At 46.5% G+C, this 23,411-nt stretch carries 26 protein-coding genes; 13 read left to right on the top strand and 13 right to left on the bottom strand.

The window, feature by feature from the left end; translation table 11 throughout:
• The first annotated feature begins 188 nt into the window (after window positions 1-188).
• The 6 genes from HP398_RS12900 (at window position 189) to HP398_RS12875 (ending at window position 5,644) form a co-directional block, all read left to right on the top strand.
• Entirely contained in the window at window positions 189-758 is a 570-nt protein-coding gene (locus tag HP398_RS12900; protein ID WP_173622763.1) for a hypothetical protein, read from the top strand.
• Between the two features lie 128 nt (window positions 759-886).
• Window positions 887-1,534: a response regulator transcription factor gene (locus tag HP398_RS12895; RefSeq protein ID WP_173622762.1), complete on the top strand. Its 648-nt coding sequence runs from the start codon at window positions 887-889 to the stop codon at window positions 1,532-1,534.
• 109 nt (window positions 1,535-1,643) lie between these two features.
• Window positions 1,644-2,429, top strand: a complete 786-nt coding sequence (locus HP398_RS12890; RefSeq protein WP_173622761.1) for a hypothetical protein — start codon at window positions 1,644-1,646, stop codon at window positions 2,427-2,429.
• A 93-nt stretch (window positions 2,430-2,522) separates the two neighbouring features.
• A complete protein-coding gene (locus tag HP398_RS12885) occupies window positions 2,523-3,920 on the top strand; it encodes a sensor histidine kinase (RefSeq protein WP_173622760.1) in 1,398 nt (465 codons plus the stop codon).
• A 121-nt stretch (window positions 3,921-4,041) separates the two neighbouring features.
• Complete coding sequence (locus HP398_RS12880; RefSeq protein WP_017250086.1) at window positions 4,042-4,572, top strand: RNA polymerase sigma factor; 531 nt, start codon at window positions 4,042-4,044, stop codon at window positions 4,570-4,572.
• A complete protein-coding gene (locus tag HP398_RS12875) occupies window positions 4,559-5,644 on the top strand; it encodes a hypothetical protein (RefSeq protein ID WP_173622759.1) in 1,086 nt (361 codons plus the stop codon). The genes HP398_RS12880 and HP398_RS12875 overlap by 14 nt, the downstream gene beginning before the upstream one ends.
• A 90-nt stretch (window positions 5,645-5,734) precedes the next feature.
• Here HP398_RS12875 and HP398_RS12870 read toward each other — a convergent pair whose 3' ends face one another.
• Window positions 5,735-6,478, bottom strand: a complete 744-nt coding sequence (locus HP398_RS12870) for a suppressor of fused domain protein (protein WP_017250084.1) — start codon at window positions 6,476-6,478, stop codon at window positions 5,735-5,737.
• Between the two features lie 163 nt (window positions 6,479-6,641).
• The gene (locus tag HP398_RS12865) at window positions 6,642-7,544 is read right to left on the bottom strand and encodes a GNAT family N-acetyltransferase (RefSeq protein ID WP_173622818.1); all 903 of its coding nucleotides are present in this window, start codon (window positions 7,542-7,544) and stop codon (window positions 6,642-6,644) included.
• 334 nt (window positions 7,545-7,878) lie between these two features.
• Here HP398_RS12865 and HP398_RS12860 point away from each other — a divergent pair, with 334 nt between their 5' ends.
• Both HP398_RS12860 and HP398_RS12855 read left to right on the top strand, forming a co-directional pair.
• Complete coding sequence (locus tag HP398_RS12860) at window positions 7,879-8,670, top strand: nucleotidyltransferase domain-containing protein (protein WP_017250081.1); 792 nt, start codon at window positions 7,879-7,881, stop codon at window positions 8,668-8,670.
• Between the two features lie 126 nt (window positions 8,671-8,796).
• Window positions 8,797-9,360 (top strand): GNAT family N-acetyltransferase, encoded by a 564-nt coding sequence (locus HP398_RS12855; protein WP_217368676.1) that lies wholly within the window; start codon window positions 8,797-8,799, stop codon window positions 9,358-9,360.
• Between the two features lie 40 nt (window positions 9,361-9,400).
• Here HP398_RS12855 and HP398_RS12850 read toward each other — a convergent pair whose 3' ends face one another.
• Window positions 9,401-10,357: a helix-turn-helix transcriptional regulator gene (locus tag HP398_RS12850; protein ID WP_173622758.1), complete on the bottom strand. Its 957-nt coding sequence runs from the start codon at window positions 10,355-10,357 to the stop codon at window positions 9,401-9,403.
• Between the two features lie 115 nt (window positions 10,358-10,472).
• On the opposite strand from HP398_RS12850, the gene HP398_RS12845 reads away from it, so the two are divergent.
• Window positions 10,473-11,411 (top strand): Gfo/Idh/MocA family protein, encoded by a 939-nt coding sequence (locus HP398_RS12845; RefSeq protein ID WP_173622757.1) that lies wholly within the window; start codon window positions 10,473-10,475, stop codon window positions 11,409-11,411.
• Here the strand turns inward: HP398_RS12845 and HP398_RS12840 are convergent.
• A complete protein-coding gene (locus HP398_RS12840; RefSeq protein WP_254476064.1) occupies window positions 11,385-11,681 on the bottom strand; it encodes a hypothetical protein in 297 nt (98 codons plus the stop codon). The two genes, HP398_RS12845 and HP398_RS12840, sit on opposite strands and share 27 nt — an antisense overlap.
• 118 nt (window positions 11,682-11,799) lie before the next feature.
• On the opposite strand from HP398_RS12840, the gene HP398_RS12835 reads away from it, so the two are divergent.
• Window positions 11,800-12,132: a hypothetical protein gene (locus HP398_RS12835; RefSeq protein ID WP_017250076.1), complete on the top strand. Its 333-nt coding sequence runs from the start codon at window positions 11,800-11,802 to the stop codon at window positions 12,130-12,132.
• A gap of 158 nt (window positions 12,133-12,290) precedes the next feature.
• Here the strand turns inward: HP398_RS12835 and HP398_RS12830 are convergent, their stop codons facing one another.
• The 6 genes from HP398_RS12830 to HP398_RS12805 form a co-directional block, all read right to left on the bottom strand.
• Window positions 12,291-13,016 (bottom strand): DsbA family oxidoreductase, encoded by a 726-nt coding sequence (locus HP398_RS12830; protein ID WP_173622756.1) that lies wholly within the window; start codon window positions 13,014-13,016, stop codon window positions 12,291-12,293.
• Window positions 13,017-13,151: 135 nt separating this feature from the next.
• Window positions 13,152-13,793 carry an ABC transporter ATP-binding protein gene (locus tag HP398_RS12825; RefSeq protein WP_017250075.1) on the bottom strand — a complete coding sequence of 214 codons (642 nt, stop codon included), beginning with the start codon at window positions 13,791-13,793 and terminating at the stop codon, window positions 13,152-13,154.
• Window positions 13,790-15,445 (bottom strand): ABC transporter permease, encoded by a 1,656-nt coding sequence (locus HP398_RS12820; RefSeq protein WP_173622755.1) that lies wholly within the window; start codon window positions 15,443-15,445, stop codon window positions 13,790-13,792. The genes HP398_RS12825 and HP398_RS12820 overlap by 4 nt, the downstream gene beginning before the upstream one ends.
• Before the next feature lie 2 nt (window positions 15,446-15,447).
• Entirely contained in the window at window positions 15,448-16,536 is a 1,089-nt protein-coding gene (locus HP398_RS12815; RefSeq protein WP_017250073.1) for a Fe(3+) ABC transporter substrate-binding protein, read from the bottom strand.
• Window positions 16,537-16,686: 150 nt separating this feature from the next.
• On the bottom strand, window positions 16,687-18,090 hold the full coding sequence (locus HP398_RS12810; RefSeq protein WP_017250072.1) for a sensor histidine kinase: 1,404 nt from the start codon (window positions 18,088-18,090) through the stop codon (window positions 16,687-16,689).
• Window positions 18,087-18,764: a response regulator transcription factor gene (locus HP398_RS12805; protein ID WP_017250071.1), complete on the bottom strand. Its 678-nt coding sequence runs from the start codon at window positions 18,762-18,764 to the stop codon at window positions 18,087-18,089. The genes HP398_RS12810 and HP398_RS12805 overlap by 4 nt, the downstream gene beginning before the upstream one ends.
• A 155-nt stretch (window positions 18,765-18,919) precedes the next feature.
• Here HP398_RS12805 and HP398_RS12800 point away from each other — a divergent pair, with 155 nt between their 5' ends.
• On the top strand, window positions 18,920-19,456 hold the full coding sequence (locus HP398_RS12800; protein ID WP_017250070.1) for a superoxide dismutase family protein: 537 nt from the start codon (window positions 18,920-18,922) through the stop codon (window positions 19,454-19,456).
• 63 nt (window positions 19,457-19,519) lie between these two features.
• Here the strand turns inward: HP398_RS12800 and HP398_RS12795 are convergent, their stop codons facing one another.
• Both HP398_RS12795 and HP398_RS12790 read right to left on the bottom strand, forming a co-directional pair.
• Window positions 19,520-20,365, bottom strand: a complete 846-nt coding sequence (locus HP398_RS12795; protein WP_173622754.1) for a 1,4-dihydroxy-6-naphtoate synthase — start codon at window positions 20,363-20,365, stop codon at window positions 19,520-19,522.
• Window positions 20,362-21,024, bottom strand: a complete 663-nt coding sequence (locus tag HP398_RS12790; protein ID WP_017250068.1) for a futalosine hydrolase — start codon at window positions 21,022-21,024, stop codon at window positions 20,362-20,364. Before HP398_RS12790 ends, HP398_RS12795 begins: the two co-directional genes overlap by 4 nt.
• A 149-nt stretch (window positions 21,025-21,173) precedes the next feature.
• Here HP398_RS12790 and HP398_RS12785 point away from each other — a divergent pair, with 149 nt between their 5' ends.
• On the top strand, window positions 21,174-21,959 hold the full coding sequence (locus tag HP398_RS12785; RefSeq protein WP_017250067.1) for a class I SAM-dependent methyltransferase: 786 nt from the start codon (window positions 21,174-21,176) through the stop codon (window positions 21,957-21,959).
• 52 nt (window positions 21,960-22,011) lie between these two features.
• Here HP398_RS12785 and HP398_RS12780 read toward each other — a convergent pair whose 3' ends face one another.
• Window positions 22,012-22,374, bottom strand: a complete 363-nt coding sequence (locus tag HP398_RS12780; RefSeq protein WP_017250066.1) for a VOC family protein — start codon at window positions 22,372-22,374, stop codon at window positions 22,012-22,014.
• 205 nt (window positions 22,375-22,579) lie between these two features.
• Here HP398_RS12780 and HP398_RS12775 point away from each other — a divergent pair, with 205 nt between their 5' ends.
• On the top strand, window positions 22,580-23,179 hold the full coding sequence (locus HP398_RS12775) for a nitroreductase family protein (RefSeq protein ID WP_017250065.1): 600 nt from the start codon (window positions 22,580-22,582) through the stop codon (window positions 23,177-23,179).
• The last annotated feature ends 232 nt before the right edge of the window (window positions 23,180-23,411 follow it).

Raw genomic sequence — 23,411 nt, 5'->3', positions numbered from 1 at the left:
CTTCTCAAGAAGTGATTTTTAAGAAGGGCATTCCACACAAAAAAAAGCAGATAACATAACTTTGTGACAGAGTATTGAAAATAGATCATGTAACCGAACTATTACTTTACAATTGTTAAAAATATAATTAAATTACAAATAATGGATGAAAATGCAAGGAAGGTGGTTTGTTTATGCTTAAAAAAAGTATGGCGTCAAGTCTAGGTCTTTTATTCGTTGTGATGTCTTTCACACTTCCTACTCTGGCTGCAGAACCAACGCTTTCGAAATCGTCCGAACTAAATATTTCATCCCATGCCTCACTAAAACAATCCCTATCAGCGAGCTCTTCTTATGGAGCGAAAATGTGGATCAAGAACAATCAACTGGTCCCACAAGGCTGGGTGATTACCGACAGTACTAGTACTCAATTCGAAATTACATGCGTGATTGGTGCTACGTACAGATCGACACTCTGGATCAAGTACAACCAACGGATTCCCGATGGATGGGCTGTTATAGATGGCAGTGGTACTTCTCTTCAAATTATTTATACACAAGGCGCAGGTTACGGAGATAAACTGTGGATGCGGAACAATCAAATCGTGCCGCAAGGATGGGTCATTACAGATAGTACGACGGATAAATTTGAAATTACGAGTATTCAACGAGCTCCAAAGGGAGCGAAGCTATGGATCAGGTATAATCAACAGATTCCAGCAGGCTGGGTTGTTACCGATCGCTTTAACACGCAAATTCAAATCACTTTTATGGGCTAAAGACCGCTACTAGAGTGGGACGCGACTAATCTGCGTCCCGCTTTTTCATTGCGGCTGTTTTTTGACTCATCTATTTTTTTACAACTCGATTACATCCCCATGCTATGCTTTACGGGAGGTGATCCAAAGTGGCAACCATCCTAATTGTCGAGGATGAGATTCCAATCAATGAGCTCATCAAAAGAAACCTACAAGCAGTGGGACATAGATGTATTTCGGTAATGGACGGAAAAGCGGCACTGGAGGAAATAGACAAGCACGAGGTGGATCTCGTTGTGCTGGACATTATGCTGCCGGAGTTTGATGGATATGAGGTTTTCCGTCAAATTCGTGGGACGCCCACTATTTTTTTGACAGCGAAAAGCAGCCTGTCGGACAAGGTAAAGGGACTGACTCTCGGCGCAGATGACTACTTGGTGAAGCCTTTCGAGATGCTGGAACTGCTGGCGCGCGTAGATGCGGTGTTGCGACGAACGAAGAAAACGAGCAAGACGTTTGAACTCGATGGGGTCCGAATCGAATTTGAGAGCAGACAACTATTTCTCCATGATCATCCGGTAGATTTCACCCCCAAGGAATTCGAATTGCTGGAAGTCCTGGTGAACAATCGGAATATTGCCCTTTCCCGTGAAAAGCTGCTGGAGCTCGCATGGGGCTATGACTATGTTGGGGATACAAGAACAGTGGACGTTCATATTCAAAAGCTGCGAAAGAAGCTGGACATGGAATCCCGAATTAAGACGGTCTATAAAATGGGGTATCGTCTTGAGGTCTAGATTAACGAAAAACTATTACAACTCCCTAACAACTCCATGACGATTCGATAATTCCTCCCTCTTATACTTCTAACTGTGATCACAACCAAATGATGAAGGAGAGGTTCATATGAAAGTCAAACAAACCATTTTGGCAGCCACCGCAATTATTGGCACCAGCACATTGCTGTTTCAAGGATTCGTACAGGTCGTAACGGCTTCGGATTTCAACAAAACGAATACGATCCCTACCAGCTATGCGAATTATGCAGTTGCTTCCTCCCAAACGCCACAAAACAGTTTGCCGCCCGGATACAAAAAAACGAATTATACCGTGAAAGCCATGAACAACCAAATGCCAACGAGTAAAGACCTTACAAAAGAAGCGGCGGCGGAAATCGGAGCGAAAGCTATTTGGCGGATGTATGACCAGAGCCTGGAAGGAAAGGTGGTAGAAATGACATACCAACCCCCACGTGAAGACCTTCCTCGCGCACACTGGTGGGGTGAAGTAAAATTCAATGACAAGCTCAATTATTATTTCTCGATCGACGCTGTTACCGGAGAATATTTCAGCATGTTCCGTGAGAGAACGTTCACAGAAAAAGCGACCTACGATGAGGAGCTTGCGAAAAATCCGCAGGAGTATGTGGACCTAGCCAAAAAGGCAGCAGAAAAGTTCAATATTGTCAACGGTCCAGTCAAGTCCGCTGTATACGAATTCCAAAGCATGGTCGAGAACAATGACCCCCTCCTATCGGCGAAGATCACAGGCGAGAACGGTGAAATCGCCACTGTGTATATAGCGCGCAAAGATAAAGAGTTCATCGGCGCCACCTATCATGCTAAAGAAAAGTACAAGGACCACCCCAACCAAATAATATCCTATCCTGAGATCGCCGAGCCAAAAAAATAAGGAAGCCTTTTCAGCCGCCACACCGTGCTGGCGGCTTTTTCCCATGAGTTGCGAGCTCTCTCATGAAACCAGAGGTGAAACGAAAGGAAATCTATGAAATACCGGACCTTTTTAACAACCCTTGCCCTTTTTTTATTTACATTCAACCTAGGGATCGTCATTATATCGATCACGACCTTCAAAGACACAATCCATCGTGCACAAGAAAGAAGCTTGGATGAGCATTATTTCATCACCTCTGCGCTCCTCCAAGATTTTTATGCGGTAGGAGGCCGCGGAACGGATATCGACAACTCCATCCCGTCTCTGCTCCAGCCTTACAGCTATCTTGCCGGGGATCAAAACGTGACATTGGTACTTTTTAAAGACAAGGAACTGGTCTATTCAAATTCGTCTGTCTTATCGGTCCCAAACGGGTTTCCTGATCTGCCAGGTGACGGCAGCAGACTCGTTTCTGTGCAAGAATCAGACGGGAACACCTCAGTCCTCGTTTCAGGAAAGCTGCCTGCTCCCTATGATGTATATACAATGGTGTACCTATACGACATAACAGATGAGATTGCTGCCTGGAGGCAAATGAAAAACATGCTGTTTTTCGCAGGCTTGATGGTTTCTGCTTTGTTTGCTTTTGGTCTTCATATATTGCTGTCTAAACTATTTAGACCACTCTCGCAAATTTCACAAACGTCCCGTCAAATCGCGGCTGGTGCGTATGATACCCGTCTTCCCGTGTCTGGACAAGACGAGCTGACTGAAATGGCGCAAAGCTTTAATCACATGGCAAAGGAAATTCAGAGTCAAATCCAGCAGTTAGCGACAGCCGCTCAGCAGAAGCAGCAGTTTATCGACAACTTTGCACATGAGCTTCGCACACCGCTCACGACTATTTACGGCTATGCAGAATACATACAAAAGGTGGCTCGCACAGAAGACGACAAGCTGTTTGCCACAACCTATATCATGTCTGAGAGCCGCAGACTTCAACAGATTGCGTATCGTTTGCTTGAATTGGCAACCCTTCGTGAAAACAAGATCGAGCCAACGACTGTACAAATAAAGCAGCTGTTTCTTGGCGTCGAGCAAGCTCTGTCTCTTATGGCAGCAGATCAAAGCGTTCGGATTACTTCGGAATGTCACTTTGATTCGTTGGAGTGTGATCCTGATTTCATGCATATATTGCTCGTCAATTTCGTAGATAACGCGTTGAAGGCTTGTGGTACTGGTGGACAAATCAAGATGGCTGCTTTTCTAGATCATGGACAAAAAGGAATAATGGTCGAAGATAATGGAAAAGGAATGTCAGCAGAACATCTCCTCCACATAACAGAGGCATTCTATCGCGTAGATCCCTCCCGCACTCGCAATGGCGGCGGGGCGGGATTAGGCTTGACGCTTTGCAAACAGATTGCTGATTGCCATGGGGCAGAACTGAGCTTTTCCTCTGAACCGGGGAAAGGGACAATAGCCAAACTGATCTTCCCCGCCAACTAGATCTATGCGAGAGAACAAAGACACCTGACTGATCATCTGAGGTGTCTCATTTTTTTATTTTGAAAGTGAAAGATTGTCAGCAGCTTTTCCGTCTATACAGTGACAAGGAGGTGTAACACCAGTGGAGGATCATACTGGCGCACGAATCGAGCAATGGTTTCACTCATACAGCCAGGATGTCTATCGATTTCTCGTCTATTACACGGGACGAACCGATATCGACGATCTTGTTCAAGAGACCTTTATTCGTGCCCTGAAAGCCATACACGACACAGAGGTTGAGAATCCCAAAACGTGGCTGTTTGCCATAGCACGAAACGTAGCCATCGATGAAAGGCGCAAGACAAAACTGATTAGCTGGTTGCCAGATATCTTCTTGCAGCATCTCGTTTCGCACGACAAAACACCGGAAGAGTCGCTGGAGTTAAGTGAAAACAAGCGTCTGCTTTATGAAATGATCAATCAGTTAAAGTCTTCTTATCGGGACGTGTTGATACTCAGAGGGATCAAGGGATTATCGAGCAAGGAGACTGCGGAGGTTTTGGGATGGACGGAAGCCAAGGTCAATCTCACAATGCATCGAGCGATAAAGTCGATTCAAAACAAACGAAATGTTTCGATTGCGGAGGTGATGAACGATGCCATCATGTGATGAGCAGATCATTCTAAAAGAATTGAATCAATTCCCGGAGCAAATCCTTTCCCGAGAACGAAGCCAAGCAATATTAGAGGGTGTGCGAGAAGAAGGAGGTAGACTTCAAAAAGTGAACAAACGAAGAATGTACTATGGATGGATGGCAAAAGGGCTGATCACCTGCGGCCTGTTGCTCGGTTTTTTCTGGATGAAACCATTTTCTGCACCCGCAGAATCAACGAGCAGTGCAGCTTTGACTCCCGAAGAGCAAAAGTATTTTACGGCTGCCCAGCAGGCAATCACTACGGCGAGCGGCATTGAGAAGAATTTTACTTTTGCAGAGATCGAGAAAAACGAGGAGTCCTTTGTTGTACTGACAAAGGATGAAGAAGCCTGGGTATATTTTAAGGCCGATACGACAGAGGTGATTGCCGTCAAAGCAACTTTTGCCATCCAAGAATTGACGGAACCTTATCAAAAATATGTAGAGACTGCACGTGAAGCCTATAGGGTTACGAAACAACCGGTTAACTTCGAAACAACAGAATTTTATAAAAGAAAAGACATAGCTATTCTAAGCTTTGACTTGGATCAAGATCAGGATGTTGATGTTGATTTATCTACAAACAAAGTCATTGATTATACCTTGAATTACAACCCTAAGGATGCAGATCAAAAGTCTCTGGACATCGCGCAAAAAGCTTTGACGCGCTTCACCAATAAAAATGATCTCTCCTTCACCCTAGCCGTAAAATCATCAGATGAGAAAGAGGATAGGTGGACGTTTCACAACGAGCAAGAAAGATATGAGGTGGAAGTCGGAGCAAAAACAGGCCAAGTATATGATGTGCAGCATGTAACGGAACACAAGCATATTATCATCAAATCAATCGATGAAGCGATTCCCGTCACGAAGCCGCTTATTCAAGATATTTTTGGCATAGACACTACTGGGTACAAGGCTTATGGCGGCAAGGATTGGGGCGGCTATATATTGAGAAGTGACACTCCTGGGAAACCACGTTTATCCATAAAGCTTTTTGATAGGGATGTTGGAACGATTTATGGGATCGGTATAGAAAGAGACTGACTTTGAGTTCGGAGGTCACAGCAAAGGAGCAACGGGTTCTATATCGTATATGGAACCCGTTTTGTTACACGCTCATGCTTTCATATATTTTTACTTGCACGTATTTCTTCGATTCGGATTCAAAATTAGCGCATCATCTTCCAGCTCAAACAATTTATCCAACAGCGCATCCAAGCCATGCTCCAATTTATATTCCATCTCTTCTTTATACAAAGGAATCAAGAAATAGGCATGAACCTTGTTCCCATCCTTGGTGGGAATGACGCTGATCTCTTCGGATAGCTGAAACAGAACGACTCCATTTAAGCCAGTGCCATCCGCATACGGTACATAGTCCTCATAATTTGGTATCGTATGTCCGTATCCCAACCACGTATTGTACTGGTGAGGAAAACGAGCCATTTGCTTCATCAGCCTGATCGGCCAGTAGTTGTTTTCATCCTGTAGTGATTCTTGTGTCAGCTCCCAGGAAGCCGGCAAAAATATCATCACTTCTGCTCGATCGAAATTCTCTTCCATCTGCTCCTGTATTTCATCCGGGATCGTCATCGGTAAATCACTCATCCCAGTCGTATACAGAACCCAAAATGGTTCTTCTTCTGTAGGACTCATTACATTCACATCAATATGTATCATATCGGAAATAATTTCGTGAAAAACACTGCTTTCTCTTCCCGCAAATACCGTCTCAAAGTGGGCAACAATTTCTTCTACATATTCCATGGGAGCTGGAGGTTCATAATCAGCTTGTTCGTTATATGTGTAAATCGCAGTGCCGTCCCCTGACTTTTCTCCGTTGTTCGTACCGCCGAATAGCTTCTTGAAAAAATTCATCGCAAATCCTCACCTTCTCATATTTAGACGCTAGGTCCTCTCTATTGTATCGGCATGAGATACACCCAACATTTACCTTATCTTTGTAATTCTTGCAAGGGAATTTCGAATCAACTTGCACAAAAAAGAGGGGCGCCACTCTAGCGCTCCTCCCATTTCCTTCTTATTTCAGCACCATATAGTACCTGATCTCCTCTTTATCTACCTCGAATCCAACCGATTTGTATAGAGACAAAGCAGTTTCATTCGTCGTTTCCACCATGAGATACGCGGATTTCAGTTCATGCGATTTTAGATATCCCAATGCTTGTGTCAGTAAAAACTTCGCAAGCCCACGCTTTCTCCAAGGTTCCTGTACGAAAACATCCTCGACTACTCCTTCTTTTTCCTCCTGCCATGCCATCAAGCTGGCAGCAATCGTGTCGTTTTGACGAATCACCATGGATGTCCAGAGCGCCTTGTTCTTGTATTCAGAAAGTCTTTCAAACCCTAAAGGAGCGTCCGGCCAAATCGTGGCTTCCAGATCCAAGTAATCTTTTTCTTCCTGTGCGCTCTCCATTTTCCAATACGAAAAGTGAAAGTTTTCATTCAGCGTTAACGCGGGGATAGGTTCTAGTAAATCACGCTTCATCTGAAACAAGCTATTCCAATGGGTATAGCCCTTTTGGATAAAAAAGCGGTTGTTTTCTAGTTCGGATGAATCGTTACCGACACACAGCATCGTTTGGTATTCACTTGGCAACGTTTCTTTTACTTGCAAGGCTCTTAGAAATAGGTGCTGATACACGTTTTCTAGCAAATCGAAGTCATTGTCTCTTTCCGGTAGCGTCTTCAGATTCAGGTAGATCGAATGCTTATTTGCTGCTGAACGTCCAGGAGGGATAATCGTAATAATACTGACTTGACCCTTCGCCACCATCTTTCCATTTTCAAATGCACAATAGACATTACTCCAGTTTGCTTCTTCACCGACCCACCAAAACGTGGCGTTCTCTTTTGAGGTAACGGCTTGATATAGCTCGCCAAGTAACGAGAAGTCTTCCTTTTGAAAATTACGAATATTCATGTCGGTTGATAATTGACTCACAATAATACCCCTTTCATCCTCGGGGAATATCGCGGGTTTGCGGGCTACTTACGCGAGTTCCCCATCAAAAATTTGCCCTTTGTTAGCATGTACCCAATCACAATAAACGCCTCCTTTAACAATTGTTACCATCTGAATTATCATACCGTGTCCCTTCTTGGCTATCAAACCATTTTTCTATCAGGTTAGAATTCATCTTGCGAGAAAATTAAAAACCAAGTAAACTTTATCTCATTTACTGGTGGTATGAAAATTATGGAAGTGATCAATTTCACAGGCGACTTCGAAAAAATTGGGGAGAAGGAGTTTCCTTATGGACACGAGAATCCCAGAAAGTGTTAGACCATTCTTACACGACTATACGCAGCGACTCATGGCAGAACTGCCTGATGTCATCTACGGTGTGTATTTGTATGGCTCTATTGCACTGTCAGGCTTCGAGGAAGATAACAGCGATATTGATTTTGTAACGATTTTGCATAGTGGGTTAACGAATGCAGAATTAAAAACGCTCAAGAACATTCATTATGCTCTCCAAAACGCTAACCCACTCGCTAAAAGAATGGACGGCATGTATATCAAGCTGGATGACATCGGAAAAACCAATCCATCCTTGGAGCCTTATCCTTACGTTGACAATGGGACATTCAAATCATCCGGCCACTATGATGTTAATCATGTGACGTGGTGGATCCTCAAGCAACAGGGCATTACCGTTATGGGGAAAAGTATTGAAGCATTACACATCCCGACCCAGTGGTTTGATGTCGGGGAAACGATGAAATACAATGTCCATGATTATTGGTCACCGAAAGGAAAAAGCATGCGGAAATTCTTGCTCGATGGTTGGGTAGACTTCGCCGTTTTCACCTTATGCCGAATCTATTACGCGCTCATCCATGAGGACATTATTCCGAAGAGAAAAGCGGTAGAACAGGCTCTGCAAGAACTCCCAAATGAATGGCATCTTTTACTGAAAGAATCCTTGCGAATACGCTACCAACCAAACGAACCATCTTTATTTTCGAACAGATTCAAGCGGGCAAAGGAAACCCAGCGCTTTATACACTATATCTGCGAGCTGTCGCCTAGTAAGAGGGAATAACACCCCACAAAGCATGGCGCACAGATCATCCCAAGACTCCACCTTGGACCAAAGAAAGCGTACAGCGAGCTGAAGCTCTCCGGAAAAGCCGCTTTACATAAGGAAGGAGATTTGCTTGTGAAGATCATGGAGCATTTGCACCTTGAGCATTTTAGACAGATGGAACAACTCGAGCTTCAATACTATGATGCTGAATTTATTACACCGTACCAAGAGAGCTACAATTGGTATTTGTTTCGTCCCGATTCGGTCGTTGCGATCGAAGAGAATGGGCGCATCATCGCTTTTATGAACCTACTTCCCGTCAAGCCGCATATCTACCTGCAAATTGCACAAGGGACGTTTAAAGACAGCCTGATGACGACAGCGGATATCGAAGATTTAACTACTTCTCCCGAGCAAGTCTATTATTTTCTGTCCTGTGTCGTTGTCGATCAATCTTATCGGAAAAGCCCTGCCTTGCGCATGATGCTGCATCATTATCTCGATGTACTGGCTCATGTCGAACAGAGTGGCTGCCGCATCCAATCGATCATCATGGACAATATCACAGAAGCTGGCAATCGGTTCGCTCAGCGCCTTTGCATGAAGCATGTCTGTATAAGCGACCACGACTCTCATATACATGCCTCGGACTATGAAGGCTTCAAACAGCATGTGCATGCGAGTTATCCCATGCTTTCTCGCTAAAGGCTTCGCATCGACTTGGTGCGAAGCCTTTTGGCGTATGCTACTTATAGAGTGCCATCCTTTCTCGCAGCCTCTCTTTTGCAAAAGTTCTTAATTCCGCTGGCTCCACTACCTCCATATGTCCGATCATATCCAAAATATCGCGACATGCTCTTTCATAACTGTACAAATTAACCGTCAATTGCTCGTAATCTCCCTGCTGCACAGCGAAAATCACCTCCAGCCTCTCTCGCACGGCCAGCTTTTCAGCATGCAATCTGATCACTACAGGAAAATATTCGACTTCACGACAAGCCTGCTTGAACGCCGCCTCCTGATTCGTCCAATAACCTGCCAACGAAAAGCTTTCCGGAATCTCGCATGCCTCCTCCAGTATATGAACAGAAGGAATCCGCTCGCACTTGAATGTTCGAATCTCCTGGGCGTTTTCACAGTAAGCAACGAGATACCACTCCGTTTTTTTCACGACGAGACCGTAGGGACATACGGTACGTGACGAGCTGCTCCCATCCATTTTGCGGTAGGCAATGACGAGTTTGCTTGATCGCCAAACCGCTGCCCGCAAAACCTCCAGATGCGGTATGACTACTCTCTCTTCCCACCACGGCGTCTCATCGAAATAGAAACGCTTCTTCGCTTTCTCGATATCCGGCCGATAAGTCTGCGGCAATTTCTTTTCCAATTTGAGCAAAGCAGACGTTAATTTGTGTCCAGTCTCGGTATCCTGTCCAACATGAATCCCCATCCCGGTCAAATACAAGTGCACGACATCATCGACGTACAGCTGTTTCAGATTGACCGTATATCCTTCCATCAAATAAATTCCACCGCTAGGTCCCGAAGTTGCCGCGATCGGAATCCCTGCCTGGGACAGTGCGTCAATATCCCGATAAATCGAGCGAACAGACGTCTCCAGTGCTATAGCGAGTTCTTTTGCTTTCATTTTTCCTCTTGATTCAATCAGCAGCAAGATCGCAATCAATCGATGCAGTCTCATCCCCAGCCTCCATGACAAAACGACCACTCTATTTTTCAACCCGGTCAAATTGATGACACAATGCTGTCAACAATACAAAGATATCATAGAGCTATCATTATGGGAGGGATGCAAGATGAACATTGCGGTATTAGGAACTGGCTTTGGTGCGTATCATGCGCATCTACTGAAAAAAATGAATGGTGTAGATAGATTAGTAGTTTTCGGTCGGAATGAATCGAAGCTGCAAAAGTTGAAGGAAGAGCTGCATGTGGAAATTACGAAGCATATGGACGAGATCATGTGCGATCCTACGATCGATGTCGTGGATATATGCTTGCCTTCGCAGCTGCATCGGCAATTCGCAGTAGAAGCACTCGAAAACGGAAAGCATGTATTCTGTGAAACACCGGTTTGCTATACGCTAGACGATGCATTAGCCATGAAGCATGCAAGGGACCGGTCGGGGAAAAAGCTGTTGGTAAATCAGTTTATCAAATTTGATCCGGCGTACGCCTACCTTCGCAGCGCTCAGACAGAAAACAAGTACGGACAGCTCCTCTCCCTCTCGCTCAAAAGAGAAACAGCTCCTTTATGGGGGGATCTAGGCTTGTCCTCCATTACAACCAATCTGATGATCCACGAGCTGGACTTCGTAACATGGCTGTTCGGTCGCAATGCCAATATGAGCGCATGGGGGACAGAGTCATCGGATAAAAAACAGTCCATCGTCCACTCGCACTTTCATTACCCTGATGCGCATGCTGAAATAGTCGCCTCCTCGCAGATGCCGACCTCGTACCCATTCACTGTCGGTTACGAGGCGTACTTTGAGAAGGCAAAGCTCGTCTTACAGGAAGCTGACAGCCATGGTCAGACCGAAACTTTTTTATGGGAATACACGTCCTCAGGCAAGAATGAGCTCGTTCTAGAACCTGTCAATCCGTATGAAGAGAGCTTGCGTCATGCCATTCAATGCTTTGCGGACCATACACAATCGATCATCGATGTTGATCATGCAGTCGAGTCTTTGGAGCTCGCGCTTGCACTACAGAAACAGCTTGCGCGCCAGTAAAGAATCAAAACCTCCATGAAGCGTCTTTTCATAATTGATGACCTTGCCTGTCGTGGCTTCTATTGCCCATGGCTGTTCTGAATCCCGTCGGATTTGAAAAGCAAGTGCTGGCTCCGCCCCTTTTTCCGCTGGTAAGTATACGAGTTCCAGTGGAGCATGCTGTACAAATAGAACAAGTGCCTCTTCCTTGGAGAGCGTTTTTGCTGTCTGATCCGTATGTATCCAAGATAAATCCGAAAAGTTGCCCGTAAGCTCGGTATTAAAATCCATATAATACCAGATAATGAATCACATGGAAATAGGCGTGTTATGCCGACAACTTTGGGCAGCCAGGGCATATGATGACCAGTAGAAACAAGGCACAAGGCTACTACGGGAGGTAACTAACTTGAATCTGACATTAAATCGACTCAGTCTGACGAATGTGGATGACGCTGCTGGTGTGTGGCAATATGAAGGTGGTAAAGTGTATGATGGAAATAACCATGTAGCCTATTACGCGAGTACGAAGCGCACCGTGCATCAGGGAACTGAAGCGCAGAATACGGCAATGCTCACATTGACAATATTCTTTTATGGTCTCGAGAATATTACGCTCCAAGGAAGTCATGACTACAGCTCTGGCAGGCAAATTGGAAGCGTTAGCGCTGCTTCATCTCAATTTGCTTCTTCTATTGGTAAACAGTTCACAGTATCAGGAACTAATCTCGTTATTCAGTGATTTTAGGCGATCTCAAAACAACTTTTCATGAGAAAAGCCGATTCCCCATCATTTCAGGAGGATCGGCTTTTGAGATTTTACTGGTCAGGGGTAGCACCAACAAAATGCGCAATTTACAACATTAAGGCTCTAACATTGAGTTATTCGTTTTGTGTCGCTTATATTTTGCAGGAGCCATCCGCGCAATTGTCGCCGGATTGCTCGTCTTTTTTCTCGTCGTTCTGTACGAATTTCAGAGCAGGAGCGGCGCTTTCTTCTTCCCATACCTGGTTCAATGCACCTAAAAAGACTTCTCCTGGCTGCGCGCCAGAGACTGCATATTTGTTATTAATGACAAAGAACGGTACACCTGTGACACCCAAATCGTTGCCTCTTTGTTTGTCCTCTTGTACTTGCTCTCTGTATTCGTCTCCTGCCAGCATGGCGAGCGTCGCTTCCTTGTCCAAGCCTACCTCAGAAGCAAGCTGTGCCAACACCTCATGGTCACCGAGATGGAGCGATTCCGTAAAGTACGCCTTCAGCATTCGCTCCTTCATTTCCTTCATTTTTCCATGGGCATGAGCATAGTGCGTCAAGCGATGCGCATCGAATGTATTGGTCGGAATCATCGTGTCAAAATGATAGTCGAGACCGACGCCTTTTGCCATTTGGGTTACTTGGTCATTCATGCCCTTCGCCTGTGCGAGCGGAATGCTATACTTGGCTGCCAGTACTTCATGCATGTCCATATCAGTATCGCGTTCCATCTGCGGGTCGAGCTGGAAGCTGCGATATACCACCTCTACTTGATCCTTATGCGGAAATTGAGACAGCGCTCCTTCCAGACGGCGCTTTCCGATATAGCAAAACGGGCAGGCAAAATCAGACCAGATTTCAATTTTCATGTTCCATCCTCCTCTATTTGAACGGTGCTGACCAAAAGACAGCAGACCGCACACTACAAAATTCGTCGTATGCACATTATACAACAACGTACGGTACGACTATGCACTTTGGAGGCTGAAAGCTGCACTTTGCCCTTAGCGAGTCATTCGAATGATGCGATCACATATTGTTTCCGCATCTGCTTTGTCATGCGTGACCAGGATCGACGTCATCTTGGCAGCTCGGAGCATTCGCTTCAAGTCATCGCGTATTTTCGTTTTCAGCTCGGCATCCAGATTACTGAACGGCTCATCCATCAATAAGATAGCCGGTCTAGGTGCCAGTGCACGCGCAAATGCGACACGCTGCTGCTGTCCCCCGCTCAGTTCATGTGGATATCGCTTGCCATATCCTTCGAGCTGTACGAGCGCCAACATCTCTTTCAAACGAACCAGACGCTCTGCTTTGGATAAGCGATGCAGACCGAACAAGATGTTTTGCTCGACAGTTAAATGGGGGAACAGCGCATAATCCTGAAAAATCATACCGATCCCTCGTTGCTCTGGCTCCACAAACTGCCCCTGATCGACCAACACTTTCCCATCGATCTGGATGCGACCGCTCTTGGGTGACTCCAGTCCGGCTATCAATCGAAGCAATGTACTTTTTCCGCAACCGCTATTCCCGAGCAGCCCGACAACTTCCCCCTGCTCCATCTGCAAAGAAAAATCCCGGATGACGCTGCCGTTCCCGCTTGCATAGCCAAACGTCAGGTTTTTCACTTCAAAAAAAGTCATTTTGCCTGTCTCTCTCCTAACCAGTGATAGAAAATAACGGAGACGATCCCCACCGCAATAATACAGAGCGACGGAATCGCGGCCTGATGAATTTGTTCATCGCTTGCATATTGATACGCCTTTGTTGCCAGCGTCTCGAAGTTATAGGGACGAAGGAGCAAGGTAAGCGGCAATTCCTTCACAATTTCCATGAACACCAAGATAAAACCAGTGAGCACAGCCCCTTTGATTAATGGTAAATCCACCTTAAAAAAAGTCCGTGTCATGCTCATCCCGAGCATACGTGCCGCTTCTGAATAGCGGTTTCCCGTCTTCTCAAACCCTGCCTCGACTGCATTGAATCCAACTGCAAGAAAGCGGATGATGTAGGCAAACGTCAGCATGAACAAGGACATGCTGAGTACCAGCTTGTTGGCGCCCAAACCCAGCCAGCTATAGAAGGAACTCAGTTCTTTATCTACGGACATCACCACCGCCATCACACCGATGGACAAGACTGCGCCCGGAATAGAATAGCCCATGGAAATCAAGCGCGTCAGTGCCACTGCGAATATCGAGCCTCGGGAGAATCGGATGACATTCGCTACGATTACCGCAAGCAGCATCAAGATGGTGATGGAGATACAGGAAATGAATAGCGTATTGCTCAAGAGCTTCCAGAAGGTCTCGTTCAACACTTCCCCATACGTCCACGTCGCCCAGACACTCAACTGCGCAACAGGGATTACAAACGAAAACGAAACAATAACCAATCCGAAGATGACGGCAGCGTACATCGGGATTCCGCGCAATTTTCTGCGTGTGAGCGGCGTGCTCCTGTTCGTAGGCGAGCTGTATTTTTTCCGTTTACGCACGAGACGTTCGACGATAAAGATCCCGATGATCAACGTCATGAGCCAGGCGGACAAACGGATGGCCGATTCTACGTCATACATGCCAAACCACGTCTTGAAAATCGCCGCTGTAAAAGACTGAATCCCAAAATGCTTCGTCACTCCAAAATCATTGAGCACTTCAAAGGCCACAAGACTAGCCCCACCGACGATGGCTGCCTGCGACATAGGCAGGACGATGCGAAAAAAGATATGCGTTTGGTTTTTTCCGAGCAATCTGGCATTTTCAATGAACACAGCACTCTGCTTTTCGAGAAAGGTTTTCGTAATCAAATAAATGTACGGGAACAAAAACAGAGTAAAAATAAAAATAGCGCCCTTCATCGACATAATGTCAAAGTAGCGTTGATCGAGCGTCAGCCCGAATGTATCACGCAAAATCGTCTGAATGCTCCCCGTGTAGCTGAGCATGGAGCCGTATGTGTATGCCGCGATATACGGAGGAATCGCCAACGGCAGTACAAAAGCAAATGAAAAAAAGCGACGCAATGGAAAATCGTAGGCAGCGACCAGCCAGGCTAGCGTCACACCTACGATGATCGTACAGGCTCCAGTACCGAGCACGAGCCATAACGATTGCAACGCGTAATCCAGCAGCATGTACTCTTGGATATGCTGCCAGTTTTCATTCTGTTTTTGAAAGAGTCCGAAAAAAATATAAAGAGACGGGAGAAGGGCCAAAAAGGCCCCTATCACGCTCAGCGTTACCCACCCGTTCAATTTTCGTCTCAGGCTTCTACGCAAAAGTGCTCCCGTCATGCTTATTTCCAACCTGCTTGATTCAGCAGTTCTACCGCTTTTTTGTTATACTCGCCGAGCTTAGCAAAGTCGAGCTTTTGCGTTTTAAATTCTCCCCACTCTTTCAAAAGAGCAGGCTTGTCAGCCTCCGCATTGACAGGGAACTCGTAGCTTCCGCTTGTCAGCATCGTTTGAGCCTCTTTCCCTGTAACGAACTCAATCAATTTCACGGCATTGTCCTTGTTTTTCGCGTGCTTGGTCAAACCAATACCGCTGATGTTCAAGTGTGTGCCTGTCGTTTCTTGGTTCGGGAAGAAAACGCCGATGTTTTGCGCGACTTTTACTTCCTCTGCATCTTTTGAGTTCAGCATTTGTCCAACATAGTAGGTGTTCATGATCGCAACGTCACCGACTTTGGCAACGACAGCTTTTGCCTGATCACGGTCTCCACCTTCAGGCTTGCGCGCGAAATTGTTTACAAGACCCTTTGCCCAATCCAATGCAGCCTGCTCGCCATTCAGCTCAATAAAAGAAGCCACGAGTGACTGGTTGTACAGGTTGGAAGAAGAGCGTACCAATACTTTGCCTTTCCATTTATCTGTAGCCAAATCTTCATACGTAGACAGCTGCTCTGGCTTCACGCGATCCTTCGCATACACGATTACACGTGCACGGGTAGCCATACCGATCCATTGGTTGTCAGGATCACGCAGTTCTTTCGGTACGTTTTTCTCTACTTCGGCAGATTGAATCGGTTGCAGAACGCCATTTTGCTTCGCGTAGTTCAGAACACCACCGTCAACCGTGATGAACAAATCTGCTTCGGAGCTCTCTCCTTCACGCTTCAAGCGCTCAACCAGCTCTTCTGCTGTACCCTTCACTTCATTTACCTTGATGCCTGTTTGCTTCGTGAATTCTGCGAACAGTTTGCTATCAATATCGTAATGACGCGCAGTAAATACGTTAACGACTTGCTCTGTGGCAGCCGGCTCCTGTGCCTTTGGTGCTTCTGTTTGTGGCTGGGCAGTATTCGCACCGTTTCCGCATGCAGCAAGCAAAGGCAGTGTCAGCATCGTACTCAGCATGACCGCCAGCATCGATTTTTTTCTCATTTTGATTCTCCCTCTCTATCGCACTGATTATTGATAATGAATATCATTGCCAATTGACAAGGCTTATTGTAACGAACAAAAATGAGAAAATGCTGTGAAAATAAAAAAACACCCCTAATTATTTTTCGTGATAGGTGGATCGGGTGAAACTCACTGACGAAGCGGTACAAAAACAGTCACTGTCGTCCCTTTCTGTTCCACACTTTGAATCGTTATGCTGCCGTTGTAACGCGCAAGCAATCGTTTGGCAATCGCCAGTCCGAGTCCGTGCCCGCTTTCCCCGCTATTTCTCGCTTTGTCTACCCGATACAATCGGTCCAAGACATACGGCAAATCCTGCTCGGGTATGCCGATTCCTTCATCTATGATTTCCATACAGACTACATTTTCTTGCACCTTGGCCCTCACGCAGATTCTTCTGCTCTCCCCGGAATACTTGACCGCATTATCCAAAAGGATCAGTAACACTTGCTCCAGGTGTTCTTCTGATATGGCAAGGATTTCTCCAGCCAAAGGTGCAAGTTCTTGCTCAATCGTAAATGTCGGCTGAATCATGGCGAATTTCTTGATCATGTGACAGACAGCCCGATCCGGATCACGGAGCGCGACATCCTCTTCTATCTCCACATGCTCCGCTCTCGTCAAAGCGAGCAGTTCCTGCACCAGTCCTTTTAGTCTGGCGAGCTCTTGAATCGATGTCTGCAAGGATTCCTCCAAAACAGCTGGATCATTTTTGCCCCAACGCCGTAGCATTCCCAGATGCCCTTCGATAATCGCAATCGGCGTGCGCAGCTCATGTGAGGCATCTTCGACGAATTGTCTCTGCTGCAAAAAGGACCGCTCCACCTGATCCATCATTTTATTGAACATTTTCATCAAGGTCGCAATCTCATCCTGATTATCGTGAAACTGCACACGTTCATGGAATCCTTTTTGCCGGACGTTGCTCATCGTTTCATTCATCGATTGCAGGGGCCTAAGCAACTGTCGCGCGAGCAATCTGCCCCCCAAACCACTTATGATCACAGCGGTCAAGCACCCAATTGCCATGACCTGAAAAAGCGCACCACTCAACTGCTCAAACTCTTTCATATTCTTCAAAATCATGACTGTCCCGTTAAATTGAAAGATCGTAAGCGGACTGCTCATGATCAACAGGTCATCACGTACTTCTTGGGTCTGGGTGCGAATCGACTGAACAGGCGGAAGCGCTGGCAGTGGGATATCTTGAAAGTTTTCCGAGACCACGACAATCGGATTACCCTCTTCGTCCAGAATGCGAATCATCTGGTTTCGTTGATTGATTTTCTCCAGGAAGCTGCGCAACTCTGCGAGGTCCTCTCCCTCAAAAGATTGCTCTTTTTCCAGAGCGTAGTTCAGGAACTCTCGCATCGTCTGTTGCACAACCTGCTGCTCATTATTAAACATCCACTTCTCTACAAAAAAATATTGGAAGCTATTATAGCCAATGAATACGAGAAAAAGCAGAAGTGACGACCAAAGTGTCAGCTTCCATTTAATCGGGAGCTTTAAGAATCTCGATGGTCCTCTCATTTTCTCATTACGTAGCCAATCCCGCGTACAGTCGAGATATAGCTGTCCTCTTTGGGAGAATCGATTTTATTGCGCAAATACCGAACGTACACATCGACAACATTGGTCTCGACAGCCGCCTCGAATCCCCATACGGTATCGAGTAGCACCTCGCGAGGCAGGACTCGATTGATGTTTTTCATGAACGTCACGAGCAAATCGTATTCTCTTTTGGTCAACTCAACAGGTTGATTATTTTTGGTGACGATACGCCCCTCCATTTGGACCACCAGCCCTCGGTGCGCAAGCAAGGTTTGGGGGACATTCTCCTTCTCTTCCTGACGGCGAAACACAACGCGTATGCGTGCCAACAACTCCTCGATCGCGAATGGCTTCGGAATATAATCATCGGCACCACTATCCAAGCCTGAGACGCGGTCCGTAATGCTGTCTCTGGCTGTCAGCATAATAATCGGCGTTTTTTTCACGCTGCGTATTTTTTGACAAACTGCTATACCATCGAGCCCCGGAAGCATGACGTCCAATAAGATGACATCCCATTCTTCCTGTAAAGCGAGCTCGAGTCCTTTATGTCCATCATGCGCGACTGTAATCGCAAACGATTCATAGCGCAGCTCCAGTTCAATAAATCGGGCCATATTGATCTCATCTTCTATCAGCAGCACTCTTTTCACGTTTTGCCCACCCTTTTGCCCATGCCGGGGAATTCCACCTGATTGTAGATGAAAATAATTATCAGCGTCAATGTTCTCCTACGCAGCCCAGTAACCATGTGCCCATCCCTTACATAAGATATGGCAAACTGGATAAATGTAAGGTGGTGTGTAACATGTACGGATATCAGCCTTATGAATACCCATATGAGCATGACTTACGAGCCGTATCCTCACAACATGGACGGAGAACAGGACAATCTTTTGCCGAAATTCAGGGTGGTCCACTGGCACCGAACCTGCACGGCTACGTTGTGTTTACCGATGTCCCCTACGGCACCGAAGTGTTCGTGGAAGTCAGCGGTCTTCCCAATTTCCAGCCTGCTTCCGGCAATCACCTGCAAATCGGGCCATTTGGTTTTCATTTACATGAGCATGGCGTCTGTACGGTAGGAAATCCGGAAGATCCCTTTACCGCAGCAGGCAGTCACTGGAACCCCACGCATCAGCCACATGGCAACCACGTAGGCGACTTCCCTGTGCTGTTTTCCAATGACGGCTATGCACGAATGACTTTTTTCACAAACAAAATCAGTGCAGCAGATGTGGTCGGCAGAAGCGTGATCATTCATCAAAGTCCCGATGACTTCCATTCGCAGCCGGCAGGTAATAGCGGAAAACGACTGGCATGTGGATTGATCTACGCTGGATAACGCTTTACTCGAACAGGAAAAGGGGGCAACTCTGCAAGCTGCCCCCTCCGATTATTGAATCAGTTATCGCCGTAATGTCGACAAATCAAATGCTGGTACAAGCCCTTCCTCGGCTGCACGACCGAGCAAAGCCTCGACTGCTGCATAACCATCGTTACCCAAATTTCTCGTAAACTCATTCACGTACAAGTTAATATGTGCTTGCGCTACCTCCAGGGACAGCTCTTGGGCATGGGACATGACATATTGTTGTGATGCGGTCGGATTCGCCCAAGCATATTCCACAGAGGAGCGCGTCCAATTGGTCAGAGCCTCGATGTCCATTGATTTTTTCGCGATGATGGCCCCCAACGGAATCGGCAAATTCGTATCAGACTCCCACCAGTTGCCCAAGTCAGTCATAAGAGACAGCCCGTAGTTTTGATACGTGAAACGCGCCTCGTGGATCACGAGTCCCGCATCGATCTTGCCGTCACGTACAGCAGGCATAATCTCATGAAACGGCATGACGACGATCTCCCCTACACCACCCGAGACATTTTGTGCAGCCCAGAGCCGGAACAGTAAATAAGCTGTGGAGCGCTCACTCGGAACTGCTACACGTTTGTTGGACAGGCGTGCTGGATCGTTCGCACTCTCGCCAGAATTTCCTTGGGTCAAAACGAGTGGCCCGCATCCTCTGCCCAGTGCACCGCCGCAAGGGAGCAACGAGTAGTTGTCCATCACCCAAGGCAATGCCGCATAGGAGATTTTCATTACTTCTGGGCCTTCCCCCTGTGCAGCAAGCGTATTCGTAATATCGATATCTGCGTACATAATATCGAGCTTTGGCGCTCCCGGAATTAAATCATGTGCCCAGGCATGAAAAACAAAAGTGTCATTCGGACATGGTGAAAACGCAATTTTCATGATAGTACCTCCCGTAGTACAGAGCTTCCCTTTTCCAGTGATTCCAACGCATCTTTTATCCGCCAAGCGGATTTATCCCGCGGTCCAATTGCATTCGATACCGTGCGAATTTCCAGAACAGGTCGTTTGGCAGCCTGGGCAGCAGTCGCAACCCCATACCCCTCCATCGCTTCAGCTAGCGCGTCTGGCATCCGCTGTGCCAAAGCCGCCGCTGTTTCCGCTGTTCCCGTCACGGTTGATAGTGTGAGTACAATGCCTTTTTTGGCGACCAAGCCTGCCACCTTCATTGCTTCCGTGACCCGTTCGACCATCTCTTGATCGACACTTACCCGAGCTGATCCAAATCCCAGCTCGTCCACACTGCAAAAACCCTCAGGCGTTTCTGCCCCCAAATCCGCACAAATAATCTCTGTCGCGACAACCAGCGACCCAATCTCTGCTTCTCCCACGAATCCACCGCATATTCCTGCACAAATGACCAGATCGTAGTCCGCGCAAGCAAGCGCTCTGGCTGTACTCGCTGCGGCTGCCGCTGGCCCTACTCCCCCAGCGATGACTGTGAAACGCTCATCCCCTTGAATGCCGCGCATTACTGCATCCCGTTCTGCGTCAACGGAGGTCACGATCAGAATGCTTCTATATTGTTGTGACAAAATCATTTGCCCTGGCTCCTTTCAACCGCTTTCCATCTTCCACGTTATCGCTACTTTTCGTTCGTGTAAAGCCGTTTAAAGAGTTTGTCAAAAGACAGGGAAATTATTACAATGATACCTGTTGTGCATTTTCGTTAGATGAGAGGTGACCGATCATGCTTCATCCACCGAATCCAAACACCCATCCCGACTGGCTCGCCCCCCACTCTTTGGCCTGGTACACTCAGCTGGGCGAAATGACTGGTGAATACGTATACCCGTGGCGCTCTACCATTACGGAACCGAATGGCGAGTCGCTTTTTATGGAAGAAATTAGTCGCATGGTTCCGAATCAATCCGTTCTCGACATCGGCTGCGGACATGGTGCATTCACACTGCACTGGACCCGTTCTGTCAAAGAAATTGTCGGCTTAGATGTGACAGAAAACTTTGTGCAAAAGGCCCGCACGCAAACACCCGAAAATGTCTCCTTCGTTGTCACCAATACGAAATATACTCTCCCCTTCCATGACGATACGTTCGATTGCGCCTACAATCGCAAGGGACCTACCTCCGCCTATCCAGATATAGCACGCGTCGTTAAAAGAGGAGGCTCCTTCATCGGATTACATCCGGGCGATCAGTTGTCCGCCGAATTATTCGAATGGTTTCCTCATTTATTTGGTTCACGTCCAGTGGACACTCCGATCCTGCAAAATTTGCAGGAGAGACTCAGACAAGCTGCTTTTCACCGAGTGGATATTCAGACGGTGATCGCCACCGAGTATCTTCAGACCCCGCTCGATGTCATTCGCATGCGTTGCTTCGGACAAAGTCCCACTATTCTCTCGTCCGCCATCGAACAGCACATGGAGAGTGTTATGCCGATTTTTGACCACTATGCGACGTCTGATGGTCTACCAACTACGCACATGTATTACCTCGTTCGCGCGATTGTTTGATTCGTCCTAAAAAAAACCTCCAGCCGCATTTGGCCAGAGGTCTTCACTCCGCTTATCCTTTTAGCAAATAGCTGTTGCCATCTTCATCCTGAAAAGTCGCATAGGTCCCCCACTGCATCTTGTTCAGTTCGCCTTGAAAAACAACACCGTTTGTGCGCATCGTTTCGTACGTCTTTTCAATTTCTGTACATTCAAAAACGATCGAGGCTTTTTGTTCCTGCCAGTTGCTCATCATACTTTTCGGATAGAGTACCAAAGCAGTCTGTGCACCTGCTGGTCCTACCTCCAGCCAACTGCTGTTTGGTCCCATCGGGTGCTCTTGCTTGACTTCAAATCCAACCTTTTCTGTCCAGAACACTTTTGCGCGTTGTTGATCTTCTACGTAAACAGCTACCGTTGCCATTTTGGTAATCATCATTTCCTCCTTACTAACTCGAGCCTTATCATCCCATTCTAACCGAAAAAAAGTTTACTTATCGCTATCAGCACACCCAAATGTTGACAGCAGTTTCACAAGAATTTATATTTAATTACGAAATGTAAGGAACCATGCATTGAATAAGCTTCTCCCTTTCAATGCATCATGTTAGTGTAAAAACAAGTTGCAGGAGGAATGCAGAGTGGGTAAGGATTTTATTGCAGCCGTAAAAGACAGAAGAACGTACTATGGGATCAGCAAGGAAAATGTTGTATCTGACGAGCGTATTAAAGAAATCGTGCAGGAAGCAGTAAAGTACACACCATCCTCATTCAACTCCCAAAGCGCTCGCGTTGTTGTCCTCTTGGGTGCGGAGCACGATAAGCTGTGGAACATTACCAAAGAAACACTGCGTAAAATCGTTCCCGCCGAAAATTTCGGGGCCACGGAAGAAAAAATGAACGCTTTCGGTAGCGGCTACGGCACTGTTCTTTTCTTTGAAGACCAGAGCGTCGTCGAAAACCTCATGCAACAATTCGCAGCGTACAAAGATAATTTCCCGATTTGGTCCGAGCAATCTTCCGGCATGCTTCAATATGTTGTGTGGACTGCGCTGGAAATCGAGGGCTTCGGTGCTTCCTTGCAGCATTACAATCCACTCATCGATGAAGAAATCCAACAAACGTGGAACCTCCCGAGCGAATGGAAGCTGCGAGCACAAATGCCTTTTGGCAAACCAACCGCTCAACCAGGTGAAAAACAATTCCAGCCTTTGGATGAGAGAGTGAAGTTCTTTTCCTAAGTAACATTTTGTTCAATGTTGTAATGGACGGCTCTGATCATTTCGTATTCGGGCCGTCCTTTCATGTATTGAGCGATTGCTTTCCTCTTTCTTCTGTGATAGTATTAGCTTAAACAAAAGATTCTTATTTAAAGCGTTCACATATTGTAAAGGGTTTACACTTATGTTTGAACCTTTTACAATGTGTGAATTTTATTTTATCCATAAATAAAAGTTACATATTCATTTTATT

The organism is Brevibacillus sp. HB1.4B, assembly GCF_013284285.1.
GTDB classification, from domain to species: domain Bacteria; phylum Bacillota; class Bacilli; order Brevibacillales; family Brevibacillaceae; genus Brevibacillus; species Brevibacillus porteri.
The sequence above is the reverse complement of the archived record's forward strand: the minus strand, read 5'-3'. Positions and strand labels throughout refer to the sequence as shown.

Bases quoted from the DNA above. Each gene is read 5' to 3' on its own strand.
- HP398_RS12900 (WP_173622763.1), top strand. From the start codon at position 189: ATGGCGTCAAGTCTAGGTCTTTTATTCGTTGTGATGTCTTTCACACTT.
- HP398_RS12890 (WP_173622761.1), top strand. From the start codon at position 1,644: ATGAAAGTCAAACAAACCATTTTGGCAGCCACCGCAATTATTGGCACC.
- HP398_RS12885 (WP_173622760.1), top strand. From the start codon at position 2,523: ATGAAATACCGGACCTTTTTAACAACCCTTGCCCTTTTTTTATTTACA.
- HP398_RS12875 (WP_173622759.1), top strand. From the start codon at position 4,559: ATGCCATCATGTGATGAGCAGATCATTCTAAAAGAATTGAATCAATTC.
- HP398_RS12870 (WP_017250084.1), bottom strand. From the start codon at position 6,478: ATGAATTTTTTCAAGAAGCTATTCGGCGGTACGAACAACGGAGAAAAG.
- HP398_RS12865 (WP_173622818.1), bottom strand. From the start codon at position 7,544: ATGAATATTCGTAATTTTCAAAAGGAAGACTTCTCGTTACTTGGCGAG.
- HP398_RS12860 (WP_017250081.1), top strand. From the start codon at position 7,879: ATGGACACGAGAATCCCAGAAAGTGTTAGACCATTCTTACACGACTAT.
- HP398_RS12855 (WP_217368676.1), top strand. From the start codon at position 8,797: ATGGAGCATTTGCACCTTGAGCATTTTAGACAGATGGAACAACTCGAG.
- HP398_RS12850 (WP_173622758.1), bottom strand. From the start codon at position 10,357: ATGAGACTGCATCGATTGATTGCGATCTTGCTGCTGATTGAATCAAGA.
- HP398_RS12845 (WP_173622757.1), top strand. From the start codon at position 10,473: ATGAACATTGCGGTATTAGGAACTGGCTTTGGTGCGTATCATGCGCAT.
- HP398_RS12840 (WP_254476064.1), bottom strand. From the start codon at position 11,681: ATGGATTTTAATACCGAGCTTACGGGCAACTTTTCGGATTTATCTTGG.
- HP398_RS12830 (WP_173622756.1), bottom strand. From the start codon at position 13,016: ATGAAAATTGAAATCTGGTCTGATTTTGCCTGCCCGTTTTGCTATATC.
- HP398_RS12825 (WP_017250075.1), bottom strand. From the start codon at position 13,793: ATGACTTTTTTTGAAGTGAAAAACCTGACGTTTGGCTATGCAAGCGGG.
- HP398_RS12820 (WP_173622755.1), bottom strand. From the start codon at position 15,445: ATGACGGGAGCACTTTTGCGTAGAAGCCTGAGACGAAAATTGAACGGG.
- HP398_RS12815 (WP_017250073.1), bottom strand. From the start codon at position 16,536: ATGAGAAAAAAATCGATGCTGGCGGTCATGCTGAGTACGATGCTGACA.
- HP398_RS12810 (WP_017250072.1), bottom strand. From the start codon at position 18,090: ATGAGAGGACCATCGAGATTCTTAAAGCTCCCGATTAAATGGAAGCTG.
- HP398_RS12800 (WP_017250070.1), top strand. From the start codon at position 18,920: ATGTACGGATATCAGCCTTATGAATACCCATATGAGCATGACTTACGA.
- HP398_RS12795 (WP_173622754.1), bottom strand. From the start codon at position 20,365: ATGAAAATTGCGTTTTCACCATGTCCGAATGACACTTTTGTTTTTCAT.
- HP398_RS12790 (WP_017250068.1), bottom strand. From the start codon at position 21,024: ATGATTTTGTCACAACAATATAGAAGCATTCTGATCGTGACCTCCGTT.
- HP398_RS12785 (WP_017250067.1), top strand. From the start codon at position 21,174: ATGCTTCATCCACCGAATCCAAACACCCATCCCGACTGGCTCGCCCCC.
- HP398_RS12780 (WP_017250066.1), bottom strand. From the start codon at position 22,374: ATGATTACCAAAATGGCAACGGTAGCTGTTTACGTAGAAGATCAACAA.